This window comes from Micromonospora sp. H61 (assembly GCF_018070325.1).
Lineage (GTDB): Bacteria > Actinomycetota > Actinomycetes > Mycobacteriales > Micromonosporaceae > Micromonospora > Micromonospora salmantinae.
Map to the genome: position 1 here is coordinate 43,138 of NZ_JAGPXY010000018.1, position 25,175 is coordinate 68,312.

At 71.8% G+C, this 25,175-nt stretch carries 19 protein-coding genes and 1 pseudogene; 11 read left to right on the forward strand and 9 right to left on the reverse strand.

Translation table 11 applies throughout. The features are described from left to right. Positions 1 to 4: 4 nt before the first annotated feature. On the forward strand, positions 5 to 1,690 hold the full coding sequence (locus KBX08_RS12010; RefSeq protein ID WP_210783330.1) for a molybdopterin-dependent oxidoreductase: 1,686 nt from the start codon (positions 5 to 7) through the stop codon (positions 1,688 to 1,690). A gap of 286 nt (positions 1,691 to 1,976) precedes the next feature. Here the strand turns inward: KBX08_RS12010 and KBX08_RS12015 are convergent, their stop codons facing one another. Together KBX08_RS12015 and KBX08_RS12020 are read right to left on the reverse strand one after the other, a co-directional pair. Continuing rightward, the gene (locus KBX08_RS12015) at positions 1,977 to 2,543 is read right to left on the reverse strand and encodes a hypothetical protein (RefSeq protein ID WP_210783332.1); all 567 of its coding nucleotides are present in this window, start codon (positions 2,541 to 2,543) and stop codon (positions 1,977 to 1,979) included. A gap of 718 nt (positions 2,544 to 3,261) precedes the next feature. Then, a complete protein-coding gene (locus KBX08_RS12020; protein WP_091406539.1) occupies positions 3,262 to 3,645 on the reverse strand; it encodes a WhiB family transcriptional regulator in 384 nt (127 codons plus the stop codon). Positions 3,646 to 3,898: 253 nt separating this feature from the next. On the opposite strand from KBX08_RS12020, the gene KBX08_RS12025 reads away from it, so the two are divergent. Next, the gene (locus KBX08_RS12025; protein WP_210783334.1) at positions 3,899 to 4,714 is read left to right on the forward strand and encodes a response regulator transcription factor; all 816 of its coding nucleotides are present in this window, start codon (positions 3,899 to 3,901) and stop codon (positions 4,712 to 4,714) included. Positions 4,715 to 4,884: 170 nt separating this feature from the next. On the opposite strand, the gene KBX08_RS12030 is transcribed toward KBX08_RS12025, so the two are convergent. Beyond that, positions 4,885 to 5,304, reverse strand: coding sequence for a DUF5319 domain-containing protein (locus KBX08_RS12030; protein WP_030337860.1), 420 nt, complete (start codon positions 5,302 to 5,304; stop codon positions 4,885 to 4,887). Positions 5,305 to 5,490: 186 nt separating this feature from the next. Between KBX08_RS12030 and guaB the strand changes: the two genes are divergently transcribed. Both guaB and KBX08_RS12040 read left to right on the forward strand, forming a co-directional pair. Beyond that, complete coding sequence (guaB, locus tag KBX08_RS12035) at positions 5,491 to 7,053, forward strand: IMP dehydrogenase (RefSeq protein WP_210783336.1); 1,563 nt, start codon at positions 5,491 to 5,493, stop codon at positions 7,051 to 7,053. Positions 7,054 to 7,083: 30 nt separating this feature from the next. Next, on the forward strand, positions 7,084 to 8,202 hold the full coding sequence (locus KBX08_RS12040) for a GuaB3 family IMP dehydrogenase-related protein (RefSeq protein ID WP_112589254.1): 1,119 nt from the start codon (positions 7,084 to 7,086) through the stop codon (positions 8,200 to 8,202). 71 nt (positions 8,203 to 8,273) lie between these two features. On the opposite strand, the gene KBX08_RS12045 is transcribed toward KBX08_RS12040, so the two are convergent. Further along, entirely contained in the window at positions 8,274 to 9,389 is a 1,116-nt protein-coding gene (locus tag KBX08_RS12045) for a sugar phosphate isomerase/epimerase (RefSeq protein WP_210783338.1), read from the reverse strand. 209 nt (positions 9,390 to 9,598) lie between these two features. Between KBX08_RS12045 and KBX08_RS12050 the strand changes: the two genes are divergently transcribed. After that, positions 9,599 to 10,999, forward strand: coding sequence for a M1 family metallopeptidase (locus tag KBX08_RS12050; RefSeq protein ID WP_372494797.1), 1,401 nt, complete (start codon positions 9,599 to 9,601; stop codon positions 10,997 to 10,999). A 110-nt stretch (positions 11,000 to 11,109) separates the two neighbouring features. Next, positions 11,110 to 12,567 carry a M1 family metallopeptidase gene (locus KBX08_RS12055; protein ID WP_210783342.1) on the forward strand — a complete coding sequence of 486 codons (1,458 nt, stop codon included), beginning with the start codon at positions 11,110 to 11,112 and terminating at the stop codon, positions 12,565 to 12,567. A 7-nt stretch (positions 12,568 to 12,574) separates the two neighbouring features. Here KBX08_RS12055 and KBX08_RS12060 read toward each other — a convergent pair whose 3' ends face one another. Next, on the reverse strand, positions 12,575 to 13,693 hold the full coding sequence (locus KBX08_RS12060) for an LCP family protein (RefSeq protein ID WP_210783344.1): 1,119 nt from the start codon (positions 13,691 to 13,693) through the stop codon (positions 12,575 to 12,577). Positions 13,694 to 13,838: 145 nt separating this feature from the next. Between KBX08_RS12060 and KBX08_RS12065 the strand changes: the two genes are divergently transcribed. Further along, positions 13,839 to 15,536, forward strand: coding sequence for an FAD-dependent oxidoreductase (locus tag KBX08_RS12065; protein WP_210783346.1), 1,698 nt, complete (start codon positions 13,839 to 13,841; stop codon positions 15,534 to 15,536). A 66-nt stretch (positions 15,537 to 15,602) separates the two neighbouring features. Further along, positions 15,603 to 17,159 carry a glutamine-hydrolyzing GMP synthase gene (gene guaA, locus KBX08_RS12070; protein WP_124856346.1) on the forward strand — a complete coding sequence of 519 codons (1,557 nt, stop codon included), beginning with the start codon at positions 15,603 to 15,605 and terminating at the stop codon, positions 17,157 to 17,159. 7 nt (positions 17,160 to 17,166) lie between these two features. On the opposite strand, the gene KBX08_RS12075 is transcribed toward guaA, so the two are convergent. Continuing rightward, on the reverse strand, positions 17,167 to 17,535 hold the full coding sequence (locus KBX08_RS12075; protein WP_210783348.1) for a PspC domain-containing protein: 369 nt from the start codon (positions 17,533 to 17,535) through the stop codon (positions 17,167 to 17,169). Positions 17,536 to 17,678: 143 nt separating this feature from the next. Here KBX08_RS12075 and KBX08_RS12080 point away from each other — a divergent pair, with 143 nt between their 5' ends. The 3 genes from KBX08_RS12080 (at position 17,679) to KBX08_RS12090 (ending at position 21,223) form a co-directional block, all read left to right on the forward strand. Beyond that, entirely contained in the window at positions 17,679 to 18,629 is a 951-nt protein-coding gene (locus tag KBX08_RS12080) for an NUDIX hydrolase (RefSeq protein ID WP_210783350.1), read from the forward strand. A 353-nt stretch (positions 18,630 to 18,982) separates the two neighbouring features. Beyond that, entirely contained in the window at positions 18,983 to 19,933 is a 951-nt protein-coding gene (locus tag KBX08_RS12085; protein ID WP_210783352.1) for an NUDIX hydrolase, read from the forward strand. 345 nt (positions 19,934 to 20,278) lie between these two features. Further along, positions 20,279 to 21,223, forward strand: coding sequence for a phosphatidylcholine/phosphatidylserine synthase (locus KBX08_RS12090; RefSeq protein ID WP_210783354.1), 945 nt, complete (start codon positions 20,279 to 20,281; stop codon positions 21,221 to 21,223). A 61-nt stretch (positions 21,224 to 21,284) separates the two neighbouring features. Here the strand turns inward: KBX08_RS12090 and KBX08_RS12095 are convergent, their stop codons facing one another. From KBX08_RS12095 to KBX08_RS12105, 3 genes and pseudogenes are all read right to left on the reverse strand, one after another. Further along, positions 21,285 to 22,538, reverse strand: a complete 1,254-nt coding sequence (locus KBX08_RS12095; RefSeq protein WP_210783356.1) for a phosphatidylserine decarboxylase — start codon at positions 22,536 to 22,538, stop codon at positions 21,285 to 21,287. A gap of 586 nt (positions 22,539 to 23,124) precedes the next feature. After that, a pseudogene (locus tag KBX08_RS34690) lies at positions 23,125 to 23,364 on the reverse strand (hypothetical protein); the annotation flags it as partial. Then, the gene (locus KBX08_RS12105; RefSeq protein ID WP_247669273.1) at positions 23,361 to 25,133 is read right to left on the reverse strand and encodes a PspC domain-containing protein; all 1,773 of its coding nucleotides are present in this window, start codon (positions 25,131 to 25,133) and stop codon (positions 23,361 to 23,363) included. The pseudogene KBX08_RS34690 and the gene KBX08_RS12105, both read right to left, overlap by 4 nt. Positions 25,134 to 25,175 lie beyond the last annotated feature (42 nt).

Here is a 25,175-nt window from a genome sequence, read left to right on the forward strand (position 1 = left end):
GCCGATGAGCACCACGTCACGGCGGTACGCCGCGTTGGCCGGAATCACCGCCGCCGCCGTCGGGATCGGGATCGCCGAACCGGTCGCGGTGTTGACCGGTCCCCGGTCGGCGCCCCTGGTCGCGGTCGGCGGGGTGATCGTCGACGCCGTCCCCGAGTCGCTGAAGCAACTCGCCATCGACCTCTTCGGCACCGCCGACAAGATCGCGCTGCTGGTCGGCACTGCCGTGTTGCTGGCAGGCTTCGCCGCGCTCTTCGGCGTACTGGCGGTCCGCCGACTGGCACTCGGCCTGGCCGGTATTGCCGCGTTCGGCGCCATCGGCGTGGCCGCCGCGCTGACCCGCTCCGGCGCTGACCTCGCCGACGCGCTGCCGTCCCTGGTCGGCGCCGGTCTCGGTGCCCTGGTGCTCTGGCTGTTCATCGGCGGACCGTTCGAGCTGGACCCCTGGTCCTGGTCACCACCCACGCCGCCCGCCGACCCGGTGTCGTCCGCTGGCCCGGGGTCGTCGGTTGGTCCGGGGTCGCCGGGTGAGTCGGTGCCGGTGTCTCCGGCGGGGCCGGTGCCGGTGACTCCGGCCGGGCCGACGGCGGCTGTCGAACCGGTCGGGCCTGCCGAAGTGGACCCGGAGTCGCGGCGGCGGTTCCTCACCGGCAGCGGGGTGCTGCTGGGCACGGCCGTGGTGGCCGGCCTCGGTGGGCGGTGGCTGGCGGGACGGCGCGGTGTGTCCGCAGCCCGCGACGCGATCCGCCTGCCCGCGCCGGTCGCCGCCGCACCGGCCGTACCGGCGGGCGCGGACCTCTCACTGGCGCAGCTCGCGCCGTACGTCACCCCGAACTTCGGGTTCTACCGGATCGACACAGCGCTGGTGGTGCCCCAGGTCGACCCGGACACCTGGCGGCTGCGGATCCACGGACGGGTCGGCCGGGAACGCACCTACAGCTACGCGGATCTGCTGGCCCGACCGCTGGTCGAGCGGTACGTCACGCTGGCCTGCGTCTCCAACGAGGTGGGCGGGGACCTGATCGGCAATGCCCTGTGGCTCGGCGTACCCCTGCGGGAACTGCTGGACGAGGTCGAGCCGGACGACGACGCCGACCAGGTCGTCGGCCGGTCGGTCGACGGCTGGACCTGCGGCACCCCCACCGCCGCGCTGCGCGACGGACGGGACGCGCTGCTGGCCGTCGGGATGAATGGCGAGCCGCTGCCGGTCGAGCACGGCTTCCCGGTCCGAGTGGTGGTGCCGGGCCTCTACGGCTACGTGTCGGCCTGCAAATGGGTGACCGAACTGGAGCTGACCAGGTTCGCCGACTTCGACGCGTACTGGGTGCCGCGCGGCTGGTCGCCCCAGGGGCCGATCAAGACCCAGTCCCGGATCGACACGCCCAGAGGACGTAACCGGCTGACAGCCGGCCCGGTGACCGTCGCCGGGGTGGCCTGGGCGCAACACCGGGGCATCCGCCGAGTCGAGGTACGCGTCGACGACGGCCCGTGGCAGGAAGCCGCGCTGGCCCCGACCGTGTCGGTGGACACCTGGGTGCAGTGGTCCTGGCGCTGGGACGCCACACCGGGCGAGCACCGGCTTCAGGTCCGCGCGACGGACGCGACAGGTGAGACCCAAACCGAACGTACGCAGGACGTCGTCCCGGACGGGGCCACCGGCTGGCACACGATCACCGTCACCGTCCGCTGATCCACGCCATGACGTCGCCACCCGGGCGGTGTCCGTGACCTGCTCTGCGGGTCGCCGGGCCGGCTGGTTGACCGGTGGTACCCCAGAACCCGGTCCGCAGATCTTGGACACTTTCCGTTAGGGCCGGACGGAAAATGTCCAAGATCTGCGCACTCAGAGCAAAGAAACGCCGCTGGCCGGCGCCCCGGGTTGCGGGGTGCCGGCCAGTGGTCGGTGTGGTGCTGTGGTGTTGTGGTGTTGCCGTGCTGGGTGCTGGGTGCTGGGTGCTGGGTGCTTGTGGTGTGGGTCAGCTGTTCCAGTGCTGGGCGACGAGGTCGGTGGCCTGCTGCTCCCACTGGGCGTAGGCGTCCGGGTAGGCCGACACCTGTACGGTCTGGGCGGCGTCGGTCAGCGGCATGTTCTGCCACCCGTCGACCTGCTTGAGGCCCTTGAGGAACGCGGTGGTGGAGTACTCGGGGTCGGTGATCTGCTCCGGGGTGCCCCAACCCGAGCTCGGGCGCTGCTGGAACAGGCCCAGCGAGTCGTGGTCGTTCCGGTCGCCCAGGTGACCCAGGTTCTCCAGCTTGGATTCCTGCAGGCTCGTCGCGATCGAGATGACCGCGGCCCGCTCGGGGAGGCCGGCCTTCTTGGTGGCCGCGATGATGGCCTTCACGTTGGTGGTCTGCTCGTCGTTGAGGGTGATGTGGGACTGCTCGCCCTGCGGCTTCGGCGCCGCCGACTGCACGGCCACCGCAACCGCCTTGGCATCCACGGCCGGGGTAGCGGCGTGGGCGGCGATCGGGCCGGCGAACACACCACCGGCGAACGCGAGACCAGCAACAGACAGCATGCTCTTACGGAAGATCGTGTTCATGGGGGTAGCTCCTTCGGGGGTAGAACACCCACACCGCCAAAGAGGGGGACGGCGGTGATGGGTGTGAGCACCTCGTCCGGCGCTGCACGTACCAAGGGGAAAAGTCTTGGGGGGGTGACACCCTGTCGGGCGTCGGGGTCGGCGACCTGGCGAGCGGGGCTCGTGGCGCCGGGTCCCTGTGTAACGACCGGCGGGCCGGGGTCATTCCGGGGTCGGCCCATCCATGAGCACCCTCGTCGTGGCGGTGCCCGGTGGTCGTTCGTGGGGACTGTAACGACCCGGTGGAGGCTGGCATTCCGGCCTGCGCGACCAGCCCATGGGTGCGGCGGCCGGTCGGTGGTGCTGCGATCGTCAGGGTGTGTAACGACCCCGGCCCGGCCATGATTCCGGCCCACGAGTGCGCCCGATCACCGGACAAAGGTCGCGTACCTCGCAGCAGCCTAAGCCCTGCACCCGCCTGAATGCCCCCAGAATGGACAAACCTCCCAGGCCGTTTACTCTGCCTGCCCCTCGGACCGGCCACTTGGCATGATCCACTCGGGTTCTTGGAAGTCGGGGGGTGTCCGGGCCGACGGGATGCCCCGACATCAAGGAAGCCGTGTTGATCAAGGCATTGGCGGCGGCGGGGGCCTTGGTGGTGGGGGAACCGCATGAACGACAAGAAACCGCGCCCCCCAGGGTGAGGGCGCGGTTTCGTGGATGTTGGGGACGCGTCGGGTCAGGCGACGTTGCGTTGAGCCGGGACGGTCGACTTGTGCGGGCGGCCCAGTCGGGCCTCCAGCCGTGCGACGTCGACCCGGGCGTGCCGGCGGTCTGCCAGGTCCTCCCAGCCGACGGCGAGCAGCCGCAGGCGCTCCGACTCGCTGAAGCCGCCCCACACGCCGTAAGGCTCCCGTACCGACAGGGCATGGGCGGCGCACTCGGCGCGAACCGGGCAGGCGCGGCAGACCGACTTGGCAGCGGACTCGCGACGCAGCCGGGAAGAACCACGCTCACCGTCGGGGTGGAAGAACTGGGCGCTGTCGCGCCCTCGGCAGGCACCGAGTCGCTGCCAGTCCCAGAGATCGACGATGGGTCCGGGCAGTCTACGTACGTTCGACATCAGCACCCCTCCTCCCGCGCGGCTCCGCGAGAATCCTTATGGCCGGCATCCGGGCGGCGGGCCGCGCAGGCGCACCGTTCCCGGCCTGGATCTCCCGGTACCCGGGCTGTCGTCAACTCACACGTCTGTGATCGAAAACGTCCGGGAAATTGCGGCTTTTGCCCCATCTGTCGGAAAAGTTCGAAGGATTGCCGGGAACCCCCTCCCCAGCCGACCGCGTCATGGTCTGCTCGTTGGCGGAGAGGAGACCACAGTGCGTACCGTTCTTGTGTGCGTTCGGACACCACTCGCGGCCCAGCACCTTACTTCTGCTGCCGCGCGGCTGGGGTTGTCCGCGATCGTTCGTACCGCCGTCTCTGATCCCGAGGTGATGCTGCGGCTGGCCGAGCGACCGGCCGACGTGGTCCTGGCCGACACGGCCCTGACCCGGCCGGACAGCGCCGGCTTCGTCCGCCGGGTGTTGGCGCGTGCGCCGCAGGCGGCGGTGCTGCTGCTCGGCACCGAGGAGTCCGAGGCCGCGGCGGCCACCATCAGCGCCGGCGCCCGGGGGCTCATCCAGAATGTCGACCATGACCTGACCAGCGCGGTGGCCAAGGCGCTCCTGCTGCTCACGGCGCCTGGCCGAGCCTCCCGGCAGCGGATCACCGATCCGGCCCGCGACGCGGCGGCGGTGGGTGGTTCCGGCCGTTCCGGGCCGTCGCCGCGCGGTTCCGGTGAGCCCGGCTGGGCGGCCGCAGCCGCCGACGGGCCGGCCGGGGTGGCGTCGGTGCCGGTGCAGCGGGGCGACGACGAGGCGGAGGCGGGGACCGGCGAGTCGCCGGCGCAGACCGACCCGGGCCGTCCCGCCCCGAACGCCCGGCCCAGTCGGGCGTCGATCGGCCTCACCGAGCGTGAGCTTCAGGTGCTCCTCGGCATGGCCGAGGGCAAGAGCAACGCGGAGATCGGCCGGGAGCTGTTCGTCTCGGAGGACACCGTCAAGACGCACGCCCGCCGGTTGTTCCGCAAGCTTGGCGCCCGGGACCGGGCCCACGCGGTGGCGGCGGGCTTCCGCGCCGGTCTGGTCGCCTGACATACGCACGCCGCGCGGCTGCAGGGCACCGGGCGCGACTGCAGGGCACGCCGCGCTACTGTAAGCGCCCGGGGCGCGCCGCAGCCGGGGTACGCCGCGCGGCAACAGGGCACGCCGCGCGGCAACAGGGCACGCCGCGCGGCAGCGGGGGTACCCGCCGCCCGGCGGCGTTACTTGGTGGCGGTCGGGGCGCCCGGCTCGTCCTCGGTGCCCTCGGACAGGGTGTCGTGCACCCCGTCCGCGTACCCCCGGGCGTAGTCCCAGGTCACGTAGTGGTCCGGGTCCGGGTCGTAGGCGGGCTCGTGCACCCGGGGTCGGCCCGAGTTGAGCAGGTGCCGCAGGTTGCCGCGGAGCAGGTCCCAGTCGAAGTAGTGCGGCTCGCGACAGTCCTCGCATTCGATCACCAGCCCGCGAACCCCGATCGGGGCCAGCAGAGCCTGGTAGATCTCCAGGTCAGCGAGGTCTTCCAGCACATCCTGCCGCTCGACGTCGGTCAGCGGATCCGGCGTCGCGTCATCGCCCGGGTCATCCAGACCCGCGGTCGGATCGGCCGGGTCGCCATTGAACGGGTCGATGGGCTCGTCGTGCACCCCCTCACCGTAGACCCAACGCGGCGCGAACGTCCGCCCCCCGGCCTCCGCGCCGGCCCGGCCTGCCACGGACGGGTCGCCCAGCTCACTGGGTACGATGAGGCGACGTGCCGGCATCGTGGCGCGCTCCGGTGCCCGCCCGCGCCACCTCGCTGAAGCCCATCCGAGCAGCTCAGGGGAGCAATCGTGGAAAATTCGCCCAGCACCGATCTTCCGGCCGGCGTCGAGCACGCCGACCTGGGCGGCCACCTGCCCGAGCTGCCGGCCGGCTCCGCCCGGGTGGTTCCGCTCGGCCTCACCTTCGACGACGTGCTGCTCCAGCCGGGCGAGTCGGACGTGGTGCCCAGCCGGGTCAACACCCGGACGAAGCTCACCCGCAACATCGAGTTGTCCATTCCGCTGCTGTCCAGCGCGATGGACACGGTGACCGAGGCCCGGATGGCGATCGCCATGGCCCGCCAGGGTGGCATCGGTGTGTTGCACCGCAACCTCTCCCTGGAGGACCAGGCCCTCCAGGTCGACCTGGTGAAGCGCTCCGAGTCCGGCATGATCACCAACCCGGTGACCGCCAGCCCGGACGACACGCTGCGCGAGGTCGACGAGCTGTGCGGCCGTTACCGCATCTCCGGCGTTCCGGTGGTGGACGGCGACGGCCAGCTGGTCGGCATCGTCACCAACCGGGACATGCGTTTCGTCTCCGAGCCGAACACTCCGGTTCGGGAGATCATGACCCACACCCCGCTGGTCACCGCGCGGGTCGGGGTGAGCAAGGACGACGCCCTGGCGCTGCTGCGTCAGCACAAGGTCGAGAAGCTGCCGATCGTCGACGAGTCGGGCCGGCTGCGTGGCCTGATCACCGTCAAGGACTTCACCAAGAGCGAGCAGTACCCGGACGCCAGCAAGGACGACGCCGGCCGGCTGCGTGTCGCCGCCGCCATCGGTGTGGGCGAGGACGCGTACAAGCGGGCCCGTGCCCTGGTCGACGCGGGCGTCGACGTGCTGATCGTGGACACCGCGCACGGTCACCAGCGGGCCGTGCTGGACATGGTCCGCCGGCTCAAGGCCGACGTGGCGGTCGACATCATGGGCGGCAACGTGGCCACGTACGCCGGCGCGAAGGCGCTCGTCGACGCCGGCGCCGACGGCGTCAAGGTGGGCGTGGGGCCGGGCGCGATCTGCACCACGCGGATCGTCGCCGGGGTCGGCGTGCCGCAGGTGACCGCGATCATGGAGGCGGCCCGGGCCGCCCGCCCGGCCGGCGTGCCGGTGATCGGCGACGGTGGCATCCAATACTCCGGCGACATCGCCAAGGCCCTGGTGGCCGGCGCCGACACGGTGATGCTCGGCAGCCTGCTGGCCGGTTGCGAGGAGAGCCCCGGCGAGCTGATCTTCGTCAACGGCAAGCAGTTCAAGACGTACCGCGGGATGGGGTCGCTCGGCGCGATGCAGTCCCGGGGTCAGGCCAAGTCGTACAGCAAGGACCGTTACTTCCAGCAGGACGTGCTCAGCGACGACAAGCTGGTCCCCGAGGGCGTGGAGGGTCAGGTGCCCTACCGGGGGCCGCTGTCCCGGGTCGCCCACCAGTTGGTCGGCGGGCTGCGGCTGGCCATGGGGTACGCCGGTGCGGAGAACATCCCCGATCTGCACCGCCGGGGCCAGCTCATCCGGATCACCGCGGCTGGTCTGAAGGAGAGCCACCCGCACGACATCCAGATGACCGTCGAGGCGCCCAACTACCACACCCGCTGACCCAACACCCCCAACCACCTGGAGTCCCCCATGCGTGACGTGGTCGAGATCGGGCTGGGCAAGACCGCGCAGCGCGGCTACCACCTGGACGACATCGCCATCGTGCCGAGCCGCCGTACCCGCGACGTCGACGACGTCTCGACGTCGTGGCAGCTCGACGCGTACCCATTCGGCATCCCGTGCGTCGGCCACCCCTCCGACGCCACCATGAGCCCGGCCTCGGCGGTGCGGCTCGGTCAGCTCGGCGGCCTCGGCGTGCTCAACGTCGAGGGGCTCTGGACCCGCTACGAGAACCCGACCAAGGTGCTGGACGAGCTGGCCGGCCTCGACGAGGAGGCCCGCGCCACCAAGCGGCTCCAGGAGGTGTACGCCGAGCCGATCCGCCCGGACCTGATCGCGGAGCGGGTCCGCGAGCTGCGCGCCGGTGGCAGCACGGTGGCGGTTCGGGTCTCCCCGCAGCACACCCTCGCGCTGGCGCCGGTGATCCTGGACGCCGGGGTGGACATCCTGGTCATCCAGGGCACCATCGTCTCGGCCGAGCACGTGTCGACCACCGATGAGCCGCTGAACCTCAAGGAGTTCATCGCCGACCTCGACCTGCCGGTGATCGTCGGTGGCTGCACCGACTACAAGACGGCGCTGCACCTGATGCGTACCGGCGCGGCCGGCGTGATCGTGGGCATCGGTGGCGACGAGTGGTCGACCACCGAGTCGGTGCTGGGCATCCGGGTGCCGATGGCCACCGCGATCGCCGACGCCGCGGCGGCCCGCCGTGACTACCTGGACGAGACCGGCGGTCGGTACGTGCACCTGATCGCCGACGGTGACATCCAGACCTCGGGCGACATCGCCAAGGCGCTCGGCTGCGGCGCGGACGCGGTGATGCTCGGTGAGCCGCTGTCGCTCTGCGACGAGGCCCCCGCCGGTGGTGCCTGGTGGCACTCGGCGGCGAGCCACCCGTCGCTGCCCCGGGGTGCCTTCGAGGTCTCCGGTGAGCCGCTCGGGTCGATGGAGCAGCTGCTCTTCGGGCCGGCGGACGAGGCCGACGGCCAGCTCAACCTGTTCGGTGGGCTGCGTCGGGCGATGGCCAAGTGCGGTTACCGCGACCTGAAGGAGTTCCAGAAGGTCGGTCTGGTCCTCGACCGCTGACCGATCCGTCAGACGCCGGAAGGCCGGCCCCGCCTGGTGCGGGGCCGGCCTTCGTCGCGTTCAGCGCGGAGTCACTTCTCCACGTAGATGGTCAGGTCGGACATGTTGCGGTAGCTGGTCGCCGCGAAGTCGAGCGATTGGCCCTTGTTGTCCACGCCGCCGGGGGCGGTGTCCATCTCCCAGTTGGCGTGGTGGAAGTTGCGTTCGCCGATGGTCTGGAAGAACTGCTGGAAGTTGAGGTCGCCGTCGCCCAGCGGGGTCATCTGGTACCCGTTGGGCACGCTGGTGTCCCGGTCGCCGTCCTTGGCGTGGAAGAGCGGGAACCGGGTGGTCCGGTCGGCCACGGTGAGGATCGGGTCGAACAGGTCGGTCACCTCCTGGCCGGCCGGGTTGACGTACTTCTGGTGCTTGTAACGGGCCACGTAGGCCCAGTAGATGTCCAGCTCGAAGAAGACGTACCGCGGGTCGGTGATCTCGAAGAAGTACTCCAGCCGGCGGATGCCGGAGGACCGGGTCTGCCGGCCCTGCGCGTCGCGCGGGCCCCGGTCGATGAGGAAGTTGTACGCGGCGTCGTGGTTGTGCGTGTAGAGCCGCATGCCCCGGGCCTTGGCCTGCCGGCCCAGCTCGTTCCAGATGTCCGCGGCGGCGTCCCACTCGGCCTTGTACGCGCTGCTGGTCGGGTCGCTGCCGGTGCCGATGTTCTTCATGCCGAGTTCCTCGGCGATGTCCAGCTGTTGCTGGAAGGTGGCCGGCTGGATCGAGGCGTGGGTGCCGTTGGCCACCAGGCCGTTGTCGTCGAGGATCTTGCGGATCTCGGCGGGGGTGATCTGCCGGCCCAGGATCTCGGTGCTCTGGGTGTAGCCGGCGAACTCGATTTCCTTGTAACCGATCTCGGCGAGTCGGGCGAGGACGCGCTCGAAGCCGTACGGCACCCCGCTGTCGTCGGGTGCGGCGGTGATCCGGTCGCGGACGCTGTAGAGGATGATGCCGCGGTTCCTGGCCGGGATCAGCGGCTCCACCCGCAGCTTGCTCGCGTTGCCGGGGTTGGCGAGCGCGGGGGTGCCGGTGGCGAGGACGGGTAGCCCGGCCGCGCCGATCGCGGCGGCGGCGCCGGCGGAGGCGGCGAGCAGGGATCGGCGGCTGAGCCGGCCGGTGGGGGTGGCGTCGGGGGCGGTGTGGTCTGGCATGGTTCCACCTTTCGCGACGGTGGTCGGAGACAGACACTAACGTCGGTCTAAGTCGAAAGAAAGGTTCGATCGACGGCAGCTTTTGTTCGATTCGACGAAAGTCACTGATGATCGTCGATACCGGCCGCTCGGCCCGCGATGCTGACTACGCTCGTCCTGACCGGAACGCCGCGAAAGGCCGGAACGCCGCAGGAGGGGTGCGCGTGGTCCTGATCAGACGGAGACTGAGCGTCGCCGCCGCGCTGACCTGCGCGATCGGGCTGGCCGCCGCCGGTTGTACCGGCGATGACCGCGACGGCTTCCGGCCCGGCGCGGCCGACGTCGGCGACCCGTACGTGCCGGGGCACGGCAACGGCGGCTACGACGTCGGGCACTACGGCCTCGACGTCCGCTACGACCCGTCGACCGACCGGCTGACCGGTCGAGCCGTCATCACGGCCACCGCCACCCAGGACCTGTCCCGGTTCAACCTGGACCTGGTCGGCCTGGAGGTTCGCGCGGTCAGCGTGGGTGACGCGGCGGCCGAGCACAGACGCGGCGACGGCGAGTTGGTGGTGACCCCCAGCGACGGACTGCCGCGCGGCCGGCAGTTCACAGTGACCGTCGAGTACGCGGGCGTCCCCACGGCCGTCGACGACGGGGCGTTGGGCAGCGGCGGCTTCCTGCACACCGCCGACGGCGCGGTGGCGCTCGGCCAACCCGAGTCGGCCGCCACCTGGTTCCCGGTCAACGACCACCCGTCGGACAAGGCCACCTACGACCTGGCGGTGACCGTCCCGGACGGCCTGGCCGCGCTGAGCAACGGCGTTCCCGGGCCGAAGAGCAGCGCCGACGGCTGGACCACCTGGCGCTGGTCGGAGCGCGCCCCGATGGCCAGCTACCTGAGCACGCTCGTGATCGGTGACTACCGGGTGGTGACCGGCACGCACGCCGGCCGGCCGATGGTCACGGCGGTGGCCGCGAGCCTGCCGGCGACCGGCGGCGCGGCCACCTCGCTGGCCCGCACCGGCGCGATCGTCGACTTCCTGGCCAGCCGCTTCGGCCCGTACCCGTTCGACTCGTACGGGGGCATCGTGATCGCCGACGACCGGATCGGCTACGCGCTGGAGACCCAGTCCCGGCCGGTGTACGGGCCCGGCTTCTTCGCTGACGACCGGCCGAACCCGAGCGTCGTCGCGCACGAACTGGCGCACCAGTGGTTCGGCGACAGCGTGTCGCTGACCAGGTGGAGCGACATGTGGCTCAACGAGGGCTTCGCCAGCTACGCCGAGTGGTTGTGGGAGGAGCACGACGGCGGCCGGACCGCCCAGCGCAACTTCGAGATCCAGTACGCGGCGACCGACTGGACGCAGCCGTCGGTCGAGCCGGGCCGGGAGCAGATGTTCGGCACCGCCGTCTACAAGCGCGGGGCGCTCGCCGTGCACGCGTTGCGCCGGACCGTCGGTGACGACCTCTTCTTCCGCATCCTGCGTACCTGGACCAGCGAGCGGGCGGCGGGCAACGCGACCACCGCGGACCTCGTCGCGCTGGCCGAGCGGGTCGCCGGGCGGCAACTGCGTCCGCTCTTCGACGCCTGGTTGGTGGGTGGGTCGGCCCCCACACTGCCGTGACCCGGCCCCGCTGCCCGGTCGATATGCTGCCGCCTGCGAACGGCGGGTGGGTGCCCGTTCGCGCGGGACGGCGGAGGCCGTGACCGGCCACCGTGCGGAAAGGGTGTGGGATGCGGGGGACGCGGCACAGACTGCGAGTGGCTGCCGGCCTGCTGGTGACCGGTGCGCTCGCACTGTCCGGATGCGACTCGGCGGGGCCGGAGACGGCCCTACCACCGAGCGCGTCCCCCACGCCGGCGCGGACGTTCACAGCGGGCGCCGACGGGGTCGGCGACGCCTACTTCCCGACCTACGGCAACGGCGGCTACGACGTCGGGCGGTACACGGTGAAGGTGCGCTACGACCCGGCCAAGGACCAGTTGACGGGTACGACCACAGTGCGGGCCACCGCGACCGCTGACCTGTCGACGTTCAACCTCGACCTGGCCGGCCTGACCGTCGGCGCGGTCACCGTGGACGGCGCACCGGCGAGCCACAGCCGCAAGCGGAACGAGCTGGTGATCAAGCCGGCTTCCGGCCTGATCAACGGCAACGGGTTCGTCGCCGAGGTCACCTACGCCGGCAAGCCGAAGCCGCTGAAGAACGAGGCGCTCGGTGACGGCGGTTTCCTGCACACCGCCGACGGTGCCATCGCGCTGGGTCAGCCCGAGTCGGCCAGCACCTGGTTCCCGGTCAACGACCACCCGTCGGACAAGGCTGCCTACGACTTCGAGGTCACCGTTCCGGACGGCCTGACCGCGATCAGCAACGGCGTTCCCGGCGGGAAGACCAGCACGGGCGGTTGGACCACCTGGAAGTGGTCGGAGAAGTCGCCGATGGCCAGCTATCTGAGCACGCTGGTGATCGGCAAGTTCCGGATCACCACCGGCGAGCACAAGGGCCGTCCGGTCTACAACGCGGTCACCACCACCGAGGCCAAGGGCAACGCGGACGCGTCGATCGCGCAGACCGTCGCTGTGGCCGACTACCTGGAGAGTGTGTTCGGGCCGTACCCGTTCGACGCGTACGGCGGGGTGGTGATCTCCGACAGCCGGATCTCCTACGCCCTGGAGACGCAGAGCCGACCGGTCTACGCGGCGAGCTTCTTCCGGCAGGGCGAGAACACCGAGGTCGTCGCCCACGAGCTGGCCCACCAGTGGTTCGGCGACAGCGTCGCGTTGGCCAAGTGGGAGGACATCTGGCTCAACGAGGGCTTCGCGACGTACGCGGAGTGGCTCTGGGCCGAGCACACCAGGGCGTACACCGCCAAGGAGGCGTTCGACAGTCGGTACGCCAGCATGTCCGCGCAGGTGTGGCAGACACCGCCGGGCAAGCCGGGCGTGGAGAAGCTGTTCAGCGAGTCGGTCTACCAGCGCGGCGGGATGACCCTGCACGCCCTGCGGGTGGCCGTCGGCGACAAGGCGTTCTTCGAGATCGTCAAGACCTGGGCGGCGGAGAAGCGCGACGGCACCGCCACCACTGCCGAGTTCGTGGCAGTGGCCGAGCGGATCTCCGGCAAGCAGCTCGACGCGATCTTCGACGCCTGGCTCTACGGCACCAGGAAGCCGGCCCTGCCGAAGCGGCTCTGAGCGGCGGTCAGTTCTTGACGACCAGTTTGGGGTTGGCGGCCAGGTAGGCGTCGGCGCGTCCGGCGCGGAGTTCGGTGAGGAACTTCCGGCCCTCGCTGGTCAGCTGTTCACCCCGGTAGGCGGTGCCCTTGCCGACGCCGGAACCGGGTAGCCCGACCAGCGTGAAACGGTTCTCCGGCAGGCCACTGAGGGCGTACGCGATGTCCACGATCCGGCGCCCGCCCACGTAGACCAGCGTGTCGCCCAGCGCGGAGACCACCTGGTCGACGCGCTCCGGTTGCCGGGCCAGGCCCTCGTCCAGGATCTTGCGGGTCATCGCCCGGATCAGCTGCTGCTGGTGACGCTGCCGGGCGTAGTCACCGCCGGTGATGTAGCGCTGCCGCGCGTAGTCGATCGCCTGCCAGCCGTTGAGGTGCCGGTCGCCCTTCTCGTAGACCTGCTGCGGCCCCTTGTAGCCGCCCGGCGCGCTCTCCCGGTGCTTGCCGTCCGGTCGGCGGTGCAGCGACTCGACCCGCTGGTCGACGTAGATGTCCACCCCACCCAGGGCGTCGACCAGCCGGTCGAACCCGTTGAAGGTGAGCACCGCGCCGGCGTCGATGCGCAGCCCGGTGTAACCGCTGACAGTGCTGCGCAGCAGCTCGTACCCCTGGGCGGTGCTGGGTTGTTTGGGTTTGCCCGGCACCCGGCTGCCGAAGCTCATCGCGTGCGTGAGTTTGGTCTTGCCGCCCTTGTAGCCGGCCTTCGGGAACGCCGGGATGTCCACCAGCAGGTCGCGGGGGAGCGAGAAGAGGTACGCCCGATCCAACCCTTTGGGTACGTGCAGCACCAGCACGGCGTCCGAGTGCGGCTCCCACCCGGGCACGCTGACCCGGGTGTCCACACCGACCAGCAGCAGGTTGAGCGGGCCGGTGATGTCCGCGCCCGGCGGTGGGCCGCTGGGGCTCGGCGTCGGCGTGCCGATGGGCGTCGGGGTCGGTGAGCCGGCCACCGGAGCGCCGCCCGGCTTGTTGTCGCCGGTCAGTCGGGTGATCACCACAGTGCCGGCCGCGATCAGCGCGACGACGGCCAGGGCCGCCAACCCCAGCAGCAGCCACCGTCGGCGCGGCGCCATCGACCCGAGAACCATGTTGGATTCCTTCCACCCGTCTGGTGAACAACGCTCCGACGGGTGCTCCGGGTTGCGGCCGGAAGACGCCGGGTCGGTCGGCCGGAGCATGATCGCGCGAAAAGTGCCGCTGGCGCGAGCGCTACTCGCGAGTAATGATGCGTCCATGCGGTACGACGTGGTCGTCATCGGGTCCGGCTTCGGTGGCAGCGTCACCGCGCTCCGACTGGCCGAGAAGGGCTACTCGGTAGCGGTGCTGGAAGCCGGCCGCCGCTTCGCCGACGACGAGTTCCCGCAGACGTCCTGGCGGGTCCGCCGGTTCCTCTGGGCACCGAAGCTGGGCTGCTACGGCATCCAACGGCTCACCCTGCTCCGCCCGGCCGACAGGCGATCCGGCGGCGGGGTGCTGGTGCTCTCCGGCGCCGGGGTGGGCGGCGGTTCGCTGGTCTACGCGAACACCCTCTACGAACCGCTTCCGGCCTTCTACAGCGACCCGCAGTGGCGGGACATCACCGACTGGCGCGACGAGTTGGCCCACCACTACGACCAGGCGAGGCGAATGCTCGGCGTCACCACGTACCCGGTGCACACCGGCGCGGACCGCGCCATGCGCGCGGTGGCCGAGCGGATGGGGGTGGGGCACACCTTCCACGCCACCCCGGTGGGCGTGCACATCGGCCGGCCCGGCCAGCGGATCGCCGACCCGTACTTCGGCGGTGCCGGCCCGGAACGCACCGGCTGCCTGCACTGCGGCTCCTGCATGACCGGCTGCCGGCACGGGGCGAAGAACACACTGGTGAAGAACTACCTCTGGCTCGCCGAACGGCTCGGGGTCACGGTCCGTCAGCTGACCACGGTGACCGCGGTCCGGCCCGCCGACGGCGGTGGGTACGAGGTGCACACCGAACGCACCGGGGCCTGGCTGCGCAAGGCTCGGCAGGTCGTCCACGCCGATCACGTGGTCTTCGCCGCCGGGGCACTCGGCACCCAGCGGCTGCTGCACGGGATGCGGGCCGACGGTGCGCTACCCGGGCTCTCGTCCCGCCTCGGCGAGCTGACCCGGACCAACTCGGAGGCGATCCTCGGCGCCTCGGTGCCACGCCAACGGGCCCGGTCCGAGCGGTTGGACTACACCGAGGGGGTGGCCATCACCAGCTCGTTCCACCCCGACCCGCAGACGCACATCGAGCCGGTCCGCTACGGGCGGGGCTCCAACGCGATGGGGTTGCTCCAGTCGCTGCTGGTCGACGGCGGCCCGCACCGGGTCCGCCGCTGGCTGGGCAGCATCGTGCGGCAGCCCCGGTTGGCAGCGCGGATGCTGTCGGTACGCGGCTGGTCGGAACGGACGGTGATCGCCCTGGTCATGCAGTCCGCGGACAACTCACTGACCACCCGGTGGCGGCGTGGCCCGCTCGGCAGCAGGTTGGTCACCGGCCCGGGCCACGGCACGCCCAGCCCCACCTGGATCCCGGCCGGCAACACCGCCGCCCGGATGCTCGCCGACGAGATCGGCGGCACCCCCGGCGGCTCACTCACCGAACCCTTCGACATCCCGATGACCGCGCACATCCTGGGCGGGGCGGTCATCGGGGCCACCCCGGCCGACGGGGTGATCGACCCCTGGCACCGGGTGTACGGGCACGTCGGGCTGCACGTGGTCGACGGCGCGGCCGTCTCGGCCAACCTGGGCGTGAACCCGTCCCTGACGATCACCGCGCAGGCGGAACGGGCGATGTCGTTCTGGCCCAACAAAGGCGACAAGGACCCCCGCCCGGCGCTCGGCGCCCCGTACCGCCGCCTCACACCCGTACCCCCGCGCCACCCGGCCGTCCCGCCGGACGCCCCGGGTGCGCTGCGTTCCTGAACCCTGCCGGCCGCCACGGCGAGCCGGTGCCGGCTGCGGCCGTGACTGTCGGTAGGCTTCGTGCACATGAGCCTGCCTCGCCCCGTCCTCGTGGTGGACTTCGGAGCCCAGTACGCCCAGCTCATCGCCCGCCGGGTCCGTGAGGCGAAGGTCTACTCCGAGATCGTGCCGCACTCGATGCCGATCGCCGAGATGCTGGCGAAGAACCCCGCCGCGATCATCCTCTCCGGTGGTCCGGCCAGCGTCTACGCCCCGGACGCGCCGCAGATCGACGCGGGCGTGTTCAGCGCCGACGTGCCGGTCTTCGGCATCTGCTACGGCTTCCAGGCGATGGCCCAGGCGCTCGGCGGCACTGTCACCAGGACCGGCAACCGTGAGTACGGTGGCACTCCGCTGCGACCCCGCCTCCTCGACCCCGGTGTGCTGCTGCGTGACCTGCCGGCGGACCTGCCGGTCTGGATGAGCCACGGCGACTGCGTCACCGAGGCGCCCGAGGGCTTCACTGTGACCGCCGAGTCGGCGGGCGCGCCGGTCGCCGCCTTCGAGGACCTGGCCGGTCGCCGGGCCGGCGTGCAGTTCCACCCGGAGGTCGGGCACACAGCGCACGGCCAGGAGATGCTGACCCGCTTCCTCTACGACATCGCCGGCATCGAGCCGACCTGGACTCCCGAGAACATCATCGACGAGCAGGTCGCCCGGATCCGCGCCCAGATCGGCGACAAGGAGGTCATCTGTGGCCTCTCCGGCGGGGTGGACTCGGCGGTCGCCGCGGCGCTCGTGCACAAGGCCGTCGGTGACCAGCTCACCTGTGTCTTCGTCGATCACGGCCTGCTGCGCGCCGGCGAGGCCGAGCAGGTGGAGAAGGACTACGTCAGCGCCACCGGCATCAAGCTGAAGGTGGTCGACGCCACCGACCGGTTCCTCGGCGCGCTCGCCGGGGTGACCGACCCGGAGCAGAAGCGCAAGATCATTGGTCGGGAGTTCATCCGGGTCTTCGAGGCCGCGGCCCGCGAGATCGCCGCACACGGCGACGTCGAGTTCCTCGTCCAGGGCACCCTCTACCCCGACGTGGTGGAGTCCGGCGGCGGCACCGGCACCGCCAACATCAAGAGCCACCACAACGTCGGCGGCCTCCCGGAGGACCTGAAGTTCGCGCTGGTCGAGCCGCTGCGCACTCTGTTCAAGGACGAGGTCCGGACGCTCGGCCTCCAACTGGGCCTGCCCGAGGCGATGGTCTGGCGGCACCCGTTCCCCGGCCCCGGTCTGGCCATCCGGATCATCGGCGCGGTCGACCAGGAGCGCCTCGACCTGCTCCGCCAGGCCGACCTGATCGCCCGCGAGGAGCTGACCGCCGCCGGCCTCGACCGGGGTGTCTGGCAGTTCCCGGTGGTGCTCCTCGCCGACGTGCGCAGCGTCGGTGTGCAGGGAGACGGGCGCAGCTACGGGCACCCCGTGGTGCTGCGCCCGGTCTCCAGCGAGGACGCGATGACCGCCGACTGGTCCCGGCTGCCCTACGACGTGGTGGCCCGGATCTCCACCCGGATCACCAACGAGGTCGCCGAGGTCAACCGGGTGGTCCTGGACGTCACCAGCAAGCCGCCGGGCACCATCGAGTGGGAGTGAGCGCCGCTCAGGCCGCCGGCGGCGGGCTGGACGGGGTCGTCGGCGGGTAGGGCGGCGTCGGGGCGTACCCCTGCGGTGGCCCGCCGGGCGCGGGCCCGGCGGTGGGCGGCGGGCCGTTCTGCGGCGCGACGCCCGCGGCGTGCGGCCAGGCCGGCGCGCCGGTGGGCTCCTCCGGCATCAGAAACCACATGATCGGGTACGCGAACAGCGCGAGCCCGCCGGTGAGCAGGCCGGTGACCGCGAAGATCACCCGGACCAGTGTGGGATCGACGGCGAAGTAGCGGCCGACGCCGCTGGCGACCCCGGCGACCATGCGGTCGGTGGTGGGTCGCCGAAGCTGCTTGTACGGGGCACGGGGAGCGGTGGTCGATGTCATACCCCCACGGTCCGCGCTGGCGCCCGGCCCGCCCTCGGTGACCGCCCGGATCCCTACCCTGACCAATCCCTGACCGGGAACAGATAGTCAGGAATCCGACTCTTTTCCGTTCCGGTAACCCGGCCCGGGGAGAATTTGCTTCCGTGACCACCTTGCTCAAGCCGCTCCGCAGGATCGCGGCATACGCAGTTTGTGCTGATTCAAGCGGCCGAGTCTTGCTGGTCCGCGCATCGGAGCGCTCCGGCACCCCCGGCGCGTGGTCGCTGCCCGGCGGGGCGGTCGACCACGGCGAGGACCCGAACCACACAGTCGTTCGCGAGACCGCCGCCGAAACCGGCCTCTCCGTCGCCGTCTCCGGCCTGGCCGACGTGCTCGCCGACATGCGGGCACTCCCCGACCGCGGCATCACCATCCACACCGACCGGCTGATCTACCGGGTGGCCGTGCGCGGTGGCACCCTCGCCGACCGGGTCGGCGAGCGCCCCACCGACCTGGCCCGGTGGTACACCCTCGACGAGGCGCGCGAGCTGCCGCTGCGCTCGTTCACCGCACGCGCCCTCGGGCTGCCCGCCTCCTCGGCCGACGTGGTCCCCGACGAGGCACCCGAGTTCCCCTCCTTCTACGCCGTGCCCGGCCCCGACGGGCTGCACCGGGCCCAGCGCTTCGCCGCGTACGCGGTCTGCACCGACCCCGCCGGCCGAGTTTTGCTCACCCGCATCTCCGACGGCTACCCCGGTGCCGGCTGCTGGCACCTGCCCGGTGGCGGCACCGACTACGGCGAACAGCCCGGCGCGGCACTCATCCGGGAGCTGATCGAGGAAACCGGCCAGGCCGGCCGCCTCGTCGAGCTGCTCGGCGTCGCCAGCCACCGCGACGCCGCCTCACTCGGCCCCGAGGGCTACCCGATCGACTGGCACGGCGTACGCGCCTTCTACCGGGTCGTCGTCGACCAGCCCAACCCACTGACCGTGGCCGACGTGGGCGGCTCCACCTGCGAGGCCCGCTGGTTCGGCCGCGAGGAGCTGGGCGCCCTCCCCACCGACCGCCTCACCGAGGTGACCGCCGAAGCAGTCCAAGCCGCCCAACTCACCTGACCCCGACCAGTCCGCGAGGGGTCAGCGCGTACCACGCCGCCGGCCGTGCCTTGCCCCACGCTGCCTCCAGCCTGTGATCAGCGCTGGACTCGACCTGCCGTGACGCGAATGGACTCCACAATGAGGGTTGATGGGGTGAAGCGGGCCGGTCGCGAAACGGGCTGAAGGGCGCTGAACGAGGCTTGTCGGTTGTCGTCAAGGGCCGGCTACCTCGGCCCGAACGCGCCGGCTCGCCAAGCTCCGCGGGTTCCCCGTGCACCGTCTCGCGTTGATCATGAAGTTATTGTCGGAACGCGAGATGGACGGCGATAACTTGATCAACAAGTGTGGGTGCGAAGCGGGGGCGAGCAAAGGTGCAATTCACGCGTCGAGTCGGGGCCTACGGGCTCTTGCGGGACTCGGGTCGGGTCTTTGTGGTTCGGGACGGGGCGCAGGGTGAGTTTCCCGGCGTCTGGCGGTTGCCGGGCGGTGCCGTCGGGCATGCCGAGGACCCGGAGCGTGCCGTGGTCCGCGAGGTCGCCGAGCAGGCCGGGCTGACGGTCGCCGTGACGCGACTACTCGCGGTGGTCGCCGATGTGGCCACCTTTCCGGAGGACAAGGCCGCGCTGCACACCGACCGGCTGTTGTTCGAGCTCAGCACTCCCCACGGCGCACCGTCCGACGGTTCGGGGCCTGAGAGCGCGCGGCTCGGGGGCGGGTTGCCGGGCGTCGAGGCTGGACTGGTTGATCACGCTTGCTGGCTTTCGCCGGCGGAGGTGGCGCAGTTGCCGCTGACCCCGTTCACCGCCGAGGCGCTCGGCCTGCCGGTCACCCCACTGCCGCCGCCGGCGCACCGGTCGCGGGACCTGTTCCCGCCGCAGCACCCCGACCGCCGGCTGCGCTTCGGGGCGTACGGGCTGGTCACCGACCCCGCTGGGCGGATCCTGCTCACCCAGATCGCAGCGGGCTACCCGGGGGCCGGGCTGTGGCATCTGCCCGGCGGTGGCACCGACCACGGCGAGCAGCCGGCCACCGGGTTGTTGCGGGAGTTGGTCGAGGAGGGCGGGCAGGTGGGCCGGGTCGTGGAGCTTCTCGGCGTCAACAATCTGCACAATCCGGCCGCGCTGGGCCCGGAGGGCCGACCTCTGGACTGGCACGGCGTACGGGTGATCTATCGGGTGCTGGTGGACGTACCCACCGACGCGGTGGTCACCGAGTCCGCCGGAGGGTCGACGGCGCGGGCGGGGTGGTTCACCCGGGACGAGGCGACTGACCTGCCGTTGAGCGACATCGCTGTCGTGGCAATCGGACAGAGTGGCCGATAGCACCCCGCTCGGTGAGCCGACTTGGTGACCCTCCGGTACAGTCAAAGGCGGGAATGATGGAGGAAACGGGCGATGACGCCCGGGATGGGAACAAGCGAGCGGTTCGAGCGGTTTAAGCCAGATATAAGTACCGCCGGCAGCTATCGCCAAGCCATGTTCCCCTATGCGATGGTGTACTCCGCAAAACGGCTGCCGGGCCATGCAAGGTCCGGCACGAGACAGCCGGACACCCGCCACTCGGCGGTCAGCAGATCCGGTGATGGAGGAAACGTGCCGAGAGCCCCATGGCGCCGGCGTCGTACTACTGACAGTCCGCGCCCAGCAGGGCGTCGCTGGGCGGGCCGGTTGCGCCGCAGCAGCACGTTCGCCCGCCAGGTGCTCTTGGTCCGGGTCGGTCGCCGCGACGGCGACCTGCACCCGACCGACCTGGCCCCGACCGAGCACCGGTACGCCGATCGGCAGCGCCGTCGCTACGGCCTGGACCGGCTCAGCCGGCCGACACTGGGCGTGGACCCGACACTGGGCCTGGACCGAGCCGACGCGGTCATGCCGGTCAGCCCGGCGATGCCGCCGATGACGCAGACCGACGAGGCCCACTCGATCCCACTGCTCCCCGGCGAGCGCACCATCGCGCGCCGGATGAAGTTCGGCCTGGTCAACGCCTGCACGCTGGCCAGCCTGATGCTCGGCATGCTGGCCATCTTCCTGGCCATGCAGGGCGAGGTGCGCATGGCGGCGCTCTGCCTGATCGCGTGCGTCGGCTTCGACGGTCTGGACGGCGCGCTGGCCCGACGGCTCGGGGTGGCCAGCCCGTTCGGCGCGCAGATGGACTCCCTGGCCGACATGTGCTCGTTCGGTCTCGCCGCGCCGGTAGTGGTCTACGCCTCGCTCGCCGGCTCCGTCTCCACGGCGGCGGCGGCGGTGGCGTGCGCCCTGGTCGCGGCGTGTGCCGCGATTCGACTGGCCCGCTTCAACGTCTCGCCGAAGGACGGCAGGTTCTTCTGCGGGGTGCCCACCACCATGGCGGCCGCGGTGCTCGCCGTGACGGTGGCGATCGGCCTGCCGGTGCCGGGCGCCGTGCTGGTCGCCGGGGTGGCGCTGCTGGCCTTCGCGATGGTTTCGAGCTTCCCGTACGCCAAGCTGGCCCGCCTGGTGAAGTTGCCGCCGTGGCTCTGGCTGGCCCCGGTGATCGGCGCGCTTGTCGACATCCGGCTCACGTTCGCCCTGATCGTGGTGGGCTACCTGGTCAGCGGGCCGGTTCTCTGGCTGCGGCAACGTCGTACCGCTTGATCTGAGCAGACAGAAAGAACGGGGCGCCGCGGACAGCGGCGCCCCGTTCCTCGTTTGCGGGTCAGCGCCAGCGGGCGATGACAGTTGACCCGCCGACCACCTTGTCGCCCGGCCCGACCAGCGGGTCCGCGCCCTCAGCGGGCAGGTAGACGTCGGTCCGGGAACCGAACCGGATCAGCCCGAAGCGCTCGCCCTTGGCCAGCAGCGCGCCGATCGGCGCGCGCTGCACGATCCGGCGGGCGATCAGCCCGGTCCGCTGCGCGACCACCACAGTGCCGCGAGCGGTGTCCAGCACTGTGTACGCGGCGACGTTGTGCTCGGCGTCCGGCTTCATCGCGTTGACGAAGCCGCCATCGGCGACGAAGTAGTCCACCACCTTGCCGGCGACCGGGGCGCGGTTGACGTGCACGTCCAGCACCGACAGGAACACCGCGATCCGCAGCCACTCGCCGTCGCCGAAGCGCTCGTCGTGCAGCCGCTGCACCGACAGAACCTTCCCGTCCGCGCTGGCGACCACGGCGCTCGGGTCCTCCGGCACGTCCCGTTCGGGATCCCGGAAGAACGCGGCGACCGGCCCGGCGGCCAGGGCCGGCAGCAGCCACAGCTTGGACGACGGGCGCGCCACCCGGGCCAGCGCAGCGAGGCCCAGCGCGATGCCCGCCGCCGCCACGCCGTTGGAGTCGATGTGCATGCCCCTGGTCACCGGCACGCTCGACGGCCGGTACGCGGGGGCCAGGCTGTCGGCCGTGGCCGGGCTGGCCGGGGTGAACCGCAGTCGGTAGACCCGCACCGGTGGGGAGTTACGCAGCACCAGGTCGGCGCCGACGCCGTAGAGGGCGTCCTGTCGGGCCAGCTCGGCGGCGGCACCCTCGGTCCGGCCGGGGGTGGCGGCGGTCGCCACGCTCAGCACCGCCCCGTCGGTCAGGTACTTGGCCAACCCCTCGACGCCGCTGCGGGTGGCCTCGGCGGTGCCGGTGAACGCCTCACCGGCGACGACGACAGCGGCGGCCTCGGCTTCGGCCAGTGAGTCGACGACGCTCACCCGGTCGGCGACCCAGCGGCCCTGGGATGTGACGTGCTCGCGGAGCGCCGCGGCGCCGAACGGCTCGGCGGGCACCACGGTGAGCCGGTCACCGGGGAGCAGCGCGTCGACCGCCGCGGCCAGCACGGCGGAGTCCGGGGTCACCCCTACCAGCAGGGCGGCCTTGGGGTCGTTGATCCGGGCCAGCTCGGCGACGAGGGTACGGGCGGCTCGCTCGCCGATGCGGACCGGACCGGACCGGCCGGTGGTACGCACGGCGGGGGACTGGGTCATGTCGGGCGGGCTCCTGACGGGGGTAGAGACGGGAATCGCGGCGGGACCGCCATGGGCGGGACGGGCCGGCCGGCGGAGGCGAGATCTCCACCAGCCAGCATATGCGTCCGTCCGCGCCGGCCGCACCGCCGTGGGGATGCGGTGCACCGACGCGGACAGCCGCCCGAGGTCAGGCTTCCCTGCGCGGACCCTCCCGGTCGTCACCCGCCTGGTCGCCGACGGCCTCGACCGGTTGGTCGGACCGGGTCGGCTCGTCCCCCTCCGACGAGGCCGGTCGGGCGAGGCTCCCGACGGTCGGCTCGTCGTCTCCGTCGCCGGGTTGGGCAGGGATGGGCTCGGTCGGCGGCTCCGACGGCGGGTGTGCCAGCCAGGCCGGGTGGATCACGTCGGTGGCCGGCGCATCCTGCGCCCGCACCTCGGCGGTCGGCGTCTCCAAGGTCCGGTCCGAGACGAGCGTCGGGTCCGAGGAGGGCGGGTCCCAGGTGGACCGTTCGGCTTCCCAGACCGGCAGGGCCGTGCCGGACGTCGACGTGGCGGCACCGGAGACCGGTACGGGAGCACCGGAGACCGGTGCGCCGGAGACGGACGTGCCGGAGACGGGCGCGACGGCCCCGGCCTCGGCAATCGGCTCCGACTGGTTCGGTCGACCCGAGCGCAGCGCGCCGACCAGCCCGAAGACCCCGATCAGGATGAGTGCGCCGGCCAGGAACCAGCCGACCGGCGGCAGCGCGAGCCCGAGCAGTTGGGCGAGCAGCCACCAGGCGGACAGCGCCAGGAACACGAGCCCGAAGGCGAACGACACCAGATCCGTGCGGTGAGCCTTCACCGGGTCACCTCCAGGTTGCCGGCATTGACATGGATGTAGAGGCGCAGGGTTCCGCCGCCGGGCCCGTCCGCTCCGACGTCGGTGGATTCCCGCAGGCGGCCGTCCAGCCCGCCGGAGCGGTTGCCGAAGATGGTGGCGTCACCCGCGTTGACGTCGGCCACTGTGGTGACGTCCACGTTCGGCGGCACGACCACAGTCGCCTGGCCGAAGTTGACGGCCACTGTCACCTGGCTGTCCCGTTTCGCGAAGTCGATCCCGCGCAGGTCGAGCACGGCGTCACCGAAGCTGTTCTCGTACCGGTCCGCCAGGTCGCGGTAGTCGGTGGGCGCCCAGGTCACTGCGCCGTCGACCCCCCGGATCCGGTCGTAGGACTCGGCGACGGTCGCCGTGCCCAGCGCCGCGGCGGTCACCAGACCGAGCGCGATGAGCCAGCGCGCCCGCCCGAACCACGTGCCGACCAGCAGGCCCAGCGCGATCGTGGCCAGCGCGGCCGCGAAGTACGCCGAGGCGCTGATGGCGAAGACGTCCAGCAGGTCGAGCAGGGCGACCAGACCGAGCACCAGGAAGATCAGCGAGAAGGTCACCGCGCCGAGCGGCGACCGCTCCTTGGGGCGCTTCGGCGGCTTCGGTGGCTTCGGCGGAGGAGGCGCGGCCGGGGTCGGCGAAGCGTACGGGCCGTGTGGCGCGAACGGGGGACGGTAACCGGAGGGCGGCGGGGCGGTCGGATAGCCGGCCGGGGCCGCGGGTGTGTTCACCGGTGCCGACGGCCAGCCGGCGCTGGGCATGGCGGTGCTCGGCCAACCGGGCTGGGCGGCCGTCGTGCCGGCCGCTTGCCCGGACACCGGGCCGACCCCGGACACCGGCTGCGTCGCGCTGGTCGGCGGCGCGTCGTACGCCGGGATGGTGACGGTGGGCGTCGCCCCCGTCGTCGCGGTGGGGTACCCCGGACCGGTGCTGAACATCGGCGGCGTCGCCGCCGGGCCGGTCGACGGCGCCACGCCGTACGACGGCCAGGTCACCGGTGGGACGACCGCGCCGGACGGTGCGGCGGGCGGCGGACCACCCGGGGTGCCGGGTCGTGGGTTGCGGCCGTCCCGGTTGAGCAGGAGCGCGCCGGCGACCAGGATGGCCGCGCCGAGCAGCACCGCGCGGAAGGCGTCGGTGACGATGTACGCGAAGCTGGCCGCGACCAGGATGCCTAGGACGATCACCGTCACCGGGGACATGCTGGAGCGACCGCGACCGAGCATTGACTCGACGGGGGACGCGGTGTCGCCCTCGTTCGGGATTATCAGCCAGGCGGCGACGTACACCAGAATGCCGATGCCCCCGAAGAACCCGAGCACCGCGAGCAGCACCCGCCAGAGCACCGGATCGGTGTTGGTGGCCCGCCCGATCGCCGCGCAGACACCGGCCAGATACCGGCCCTCGCGCGGCCGGACCAGCCCGTACCGCGAGGTGAAGCCGGTGCCGCCCAGCGGCGGTGGCGGCGCGGACGGACCGGGACCGCCCGGCCCGGTTGGCGTGCCGCCCGGGCCGTAGCCGGTGCCCGCCGCGAACCCCGGGCCAGGGCCGTAGCCGGCCGTGGGCGGCGCGTGACCGCCGGCCGGCTCGCCGGGCGCGGTGCCGGCGGTCGCGTCGGTGCCGGAGTGCGGACCGAACGTGCTGGGCTCGGTCCATTCGGTGGGCGTGGTGGTGGGCGGGGGCGGTGCTGAACCGCCCGGCTGTGCCGACCCCGGTCGGGGCGGCGGGGCAGCTTCCTCGGTCATGCCTCGATCCTGCTGCCCGGTCCACCCGAACGACCTCAGGAC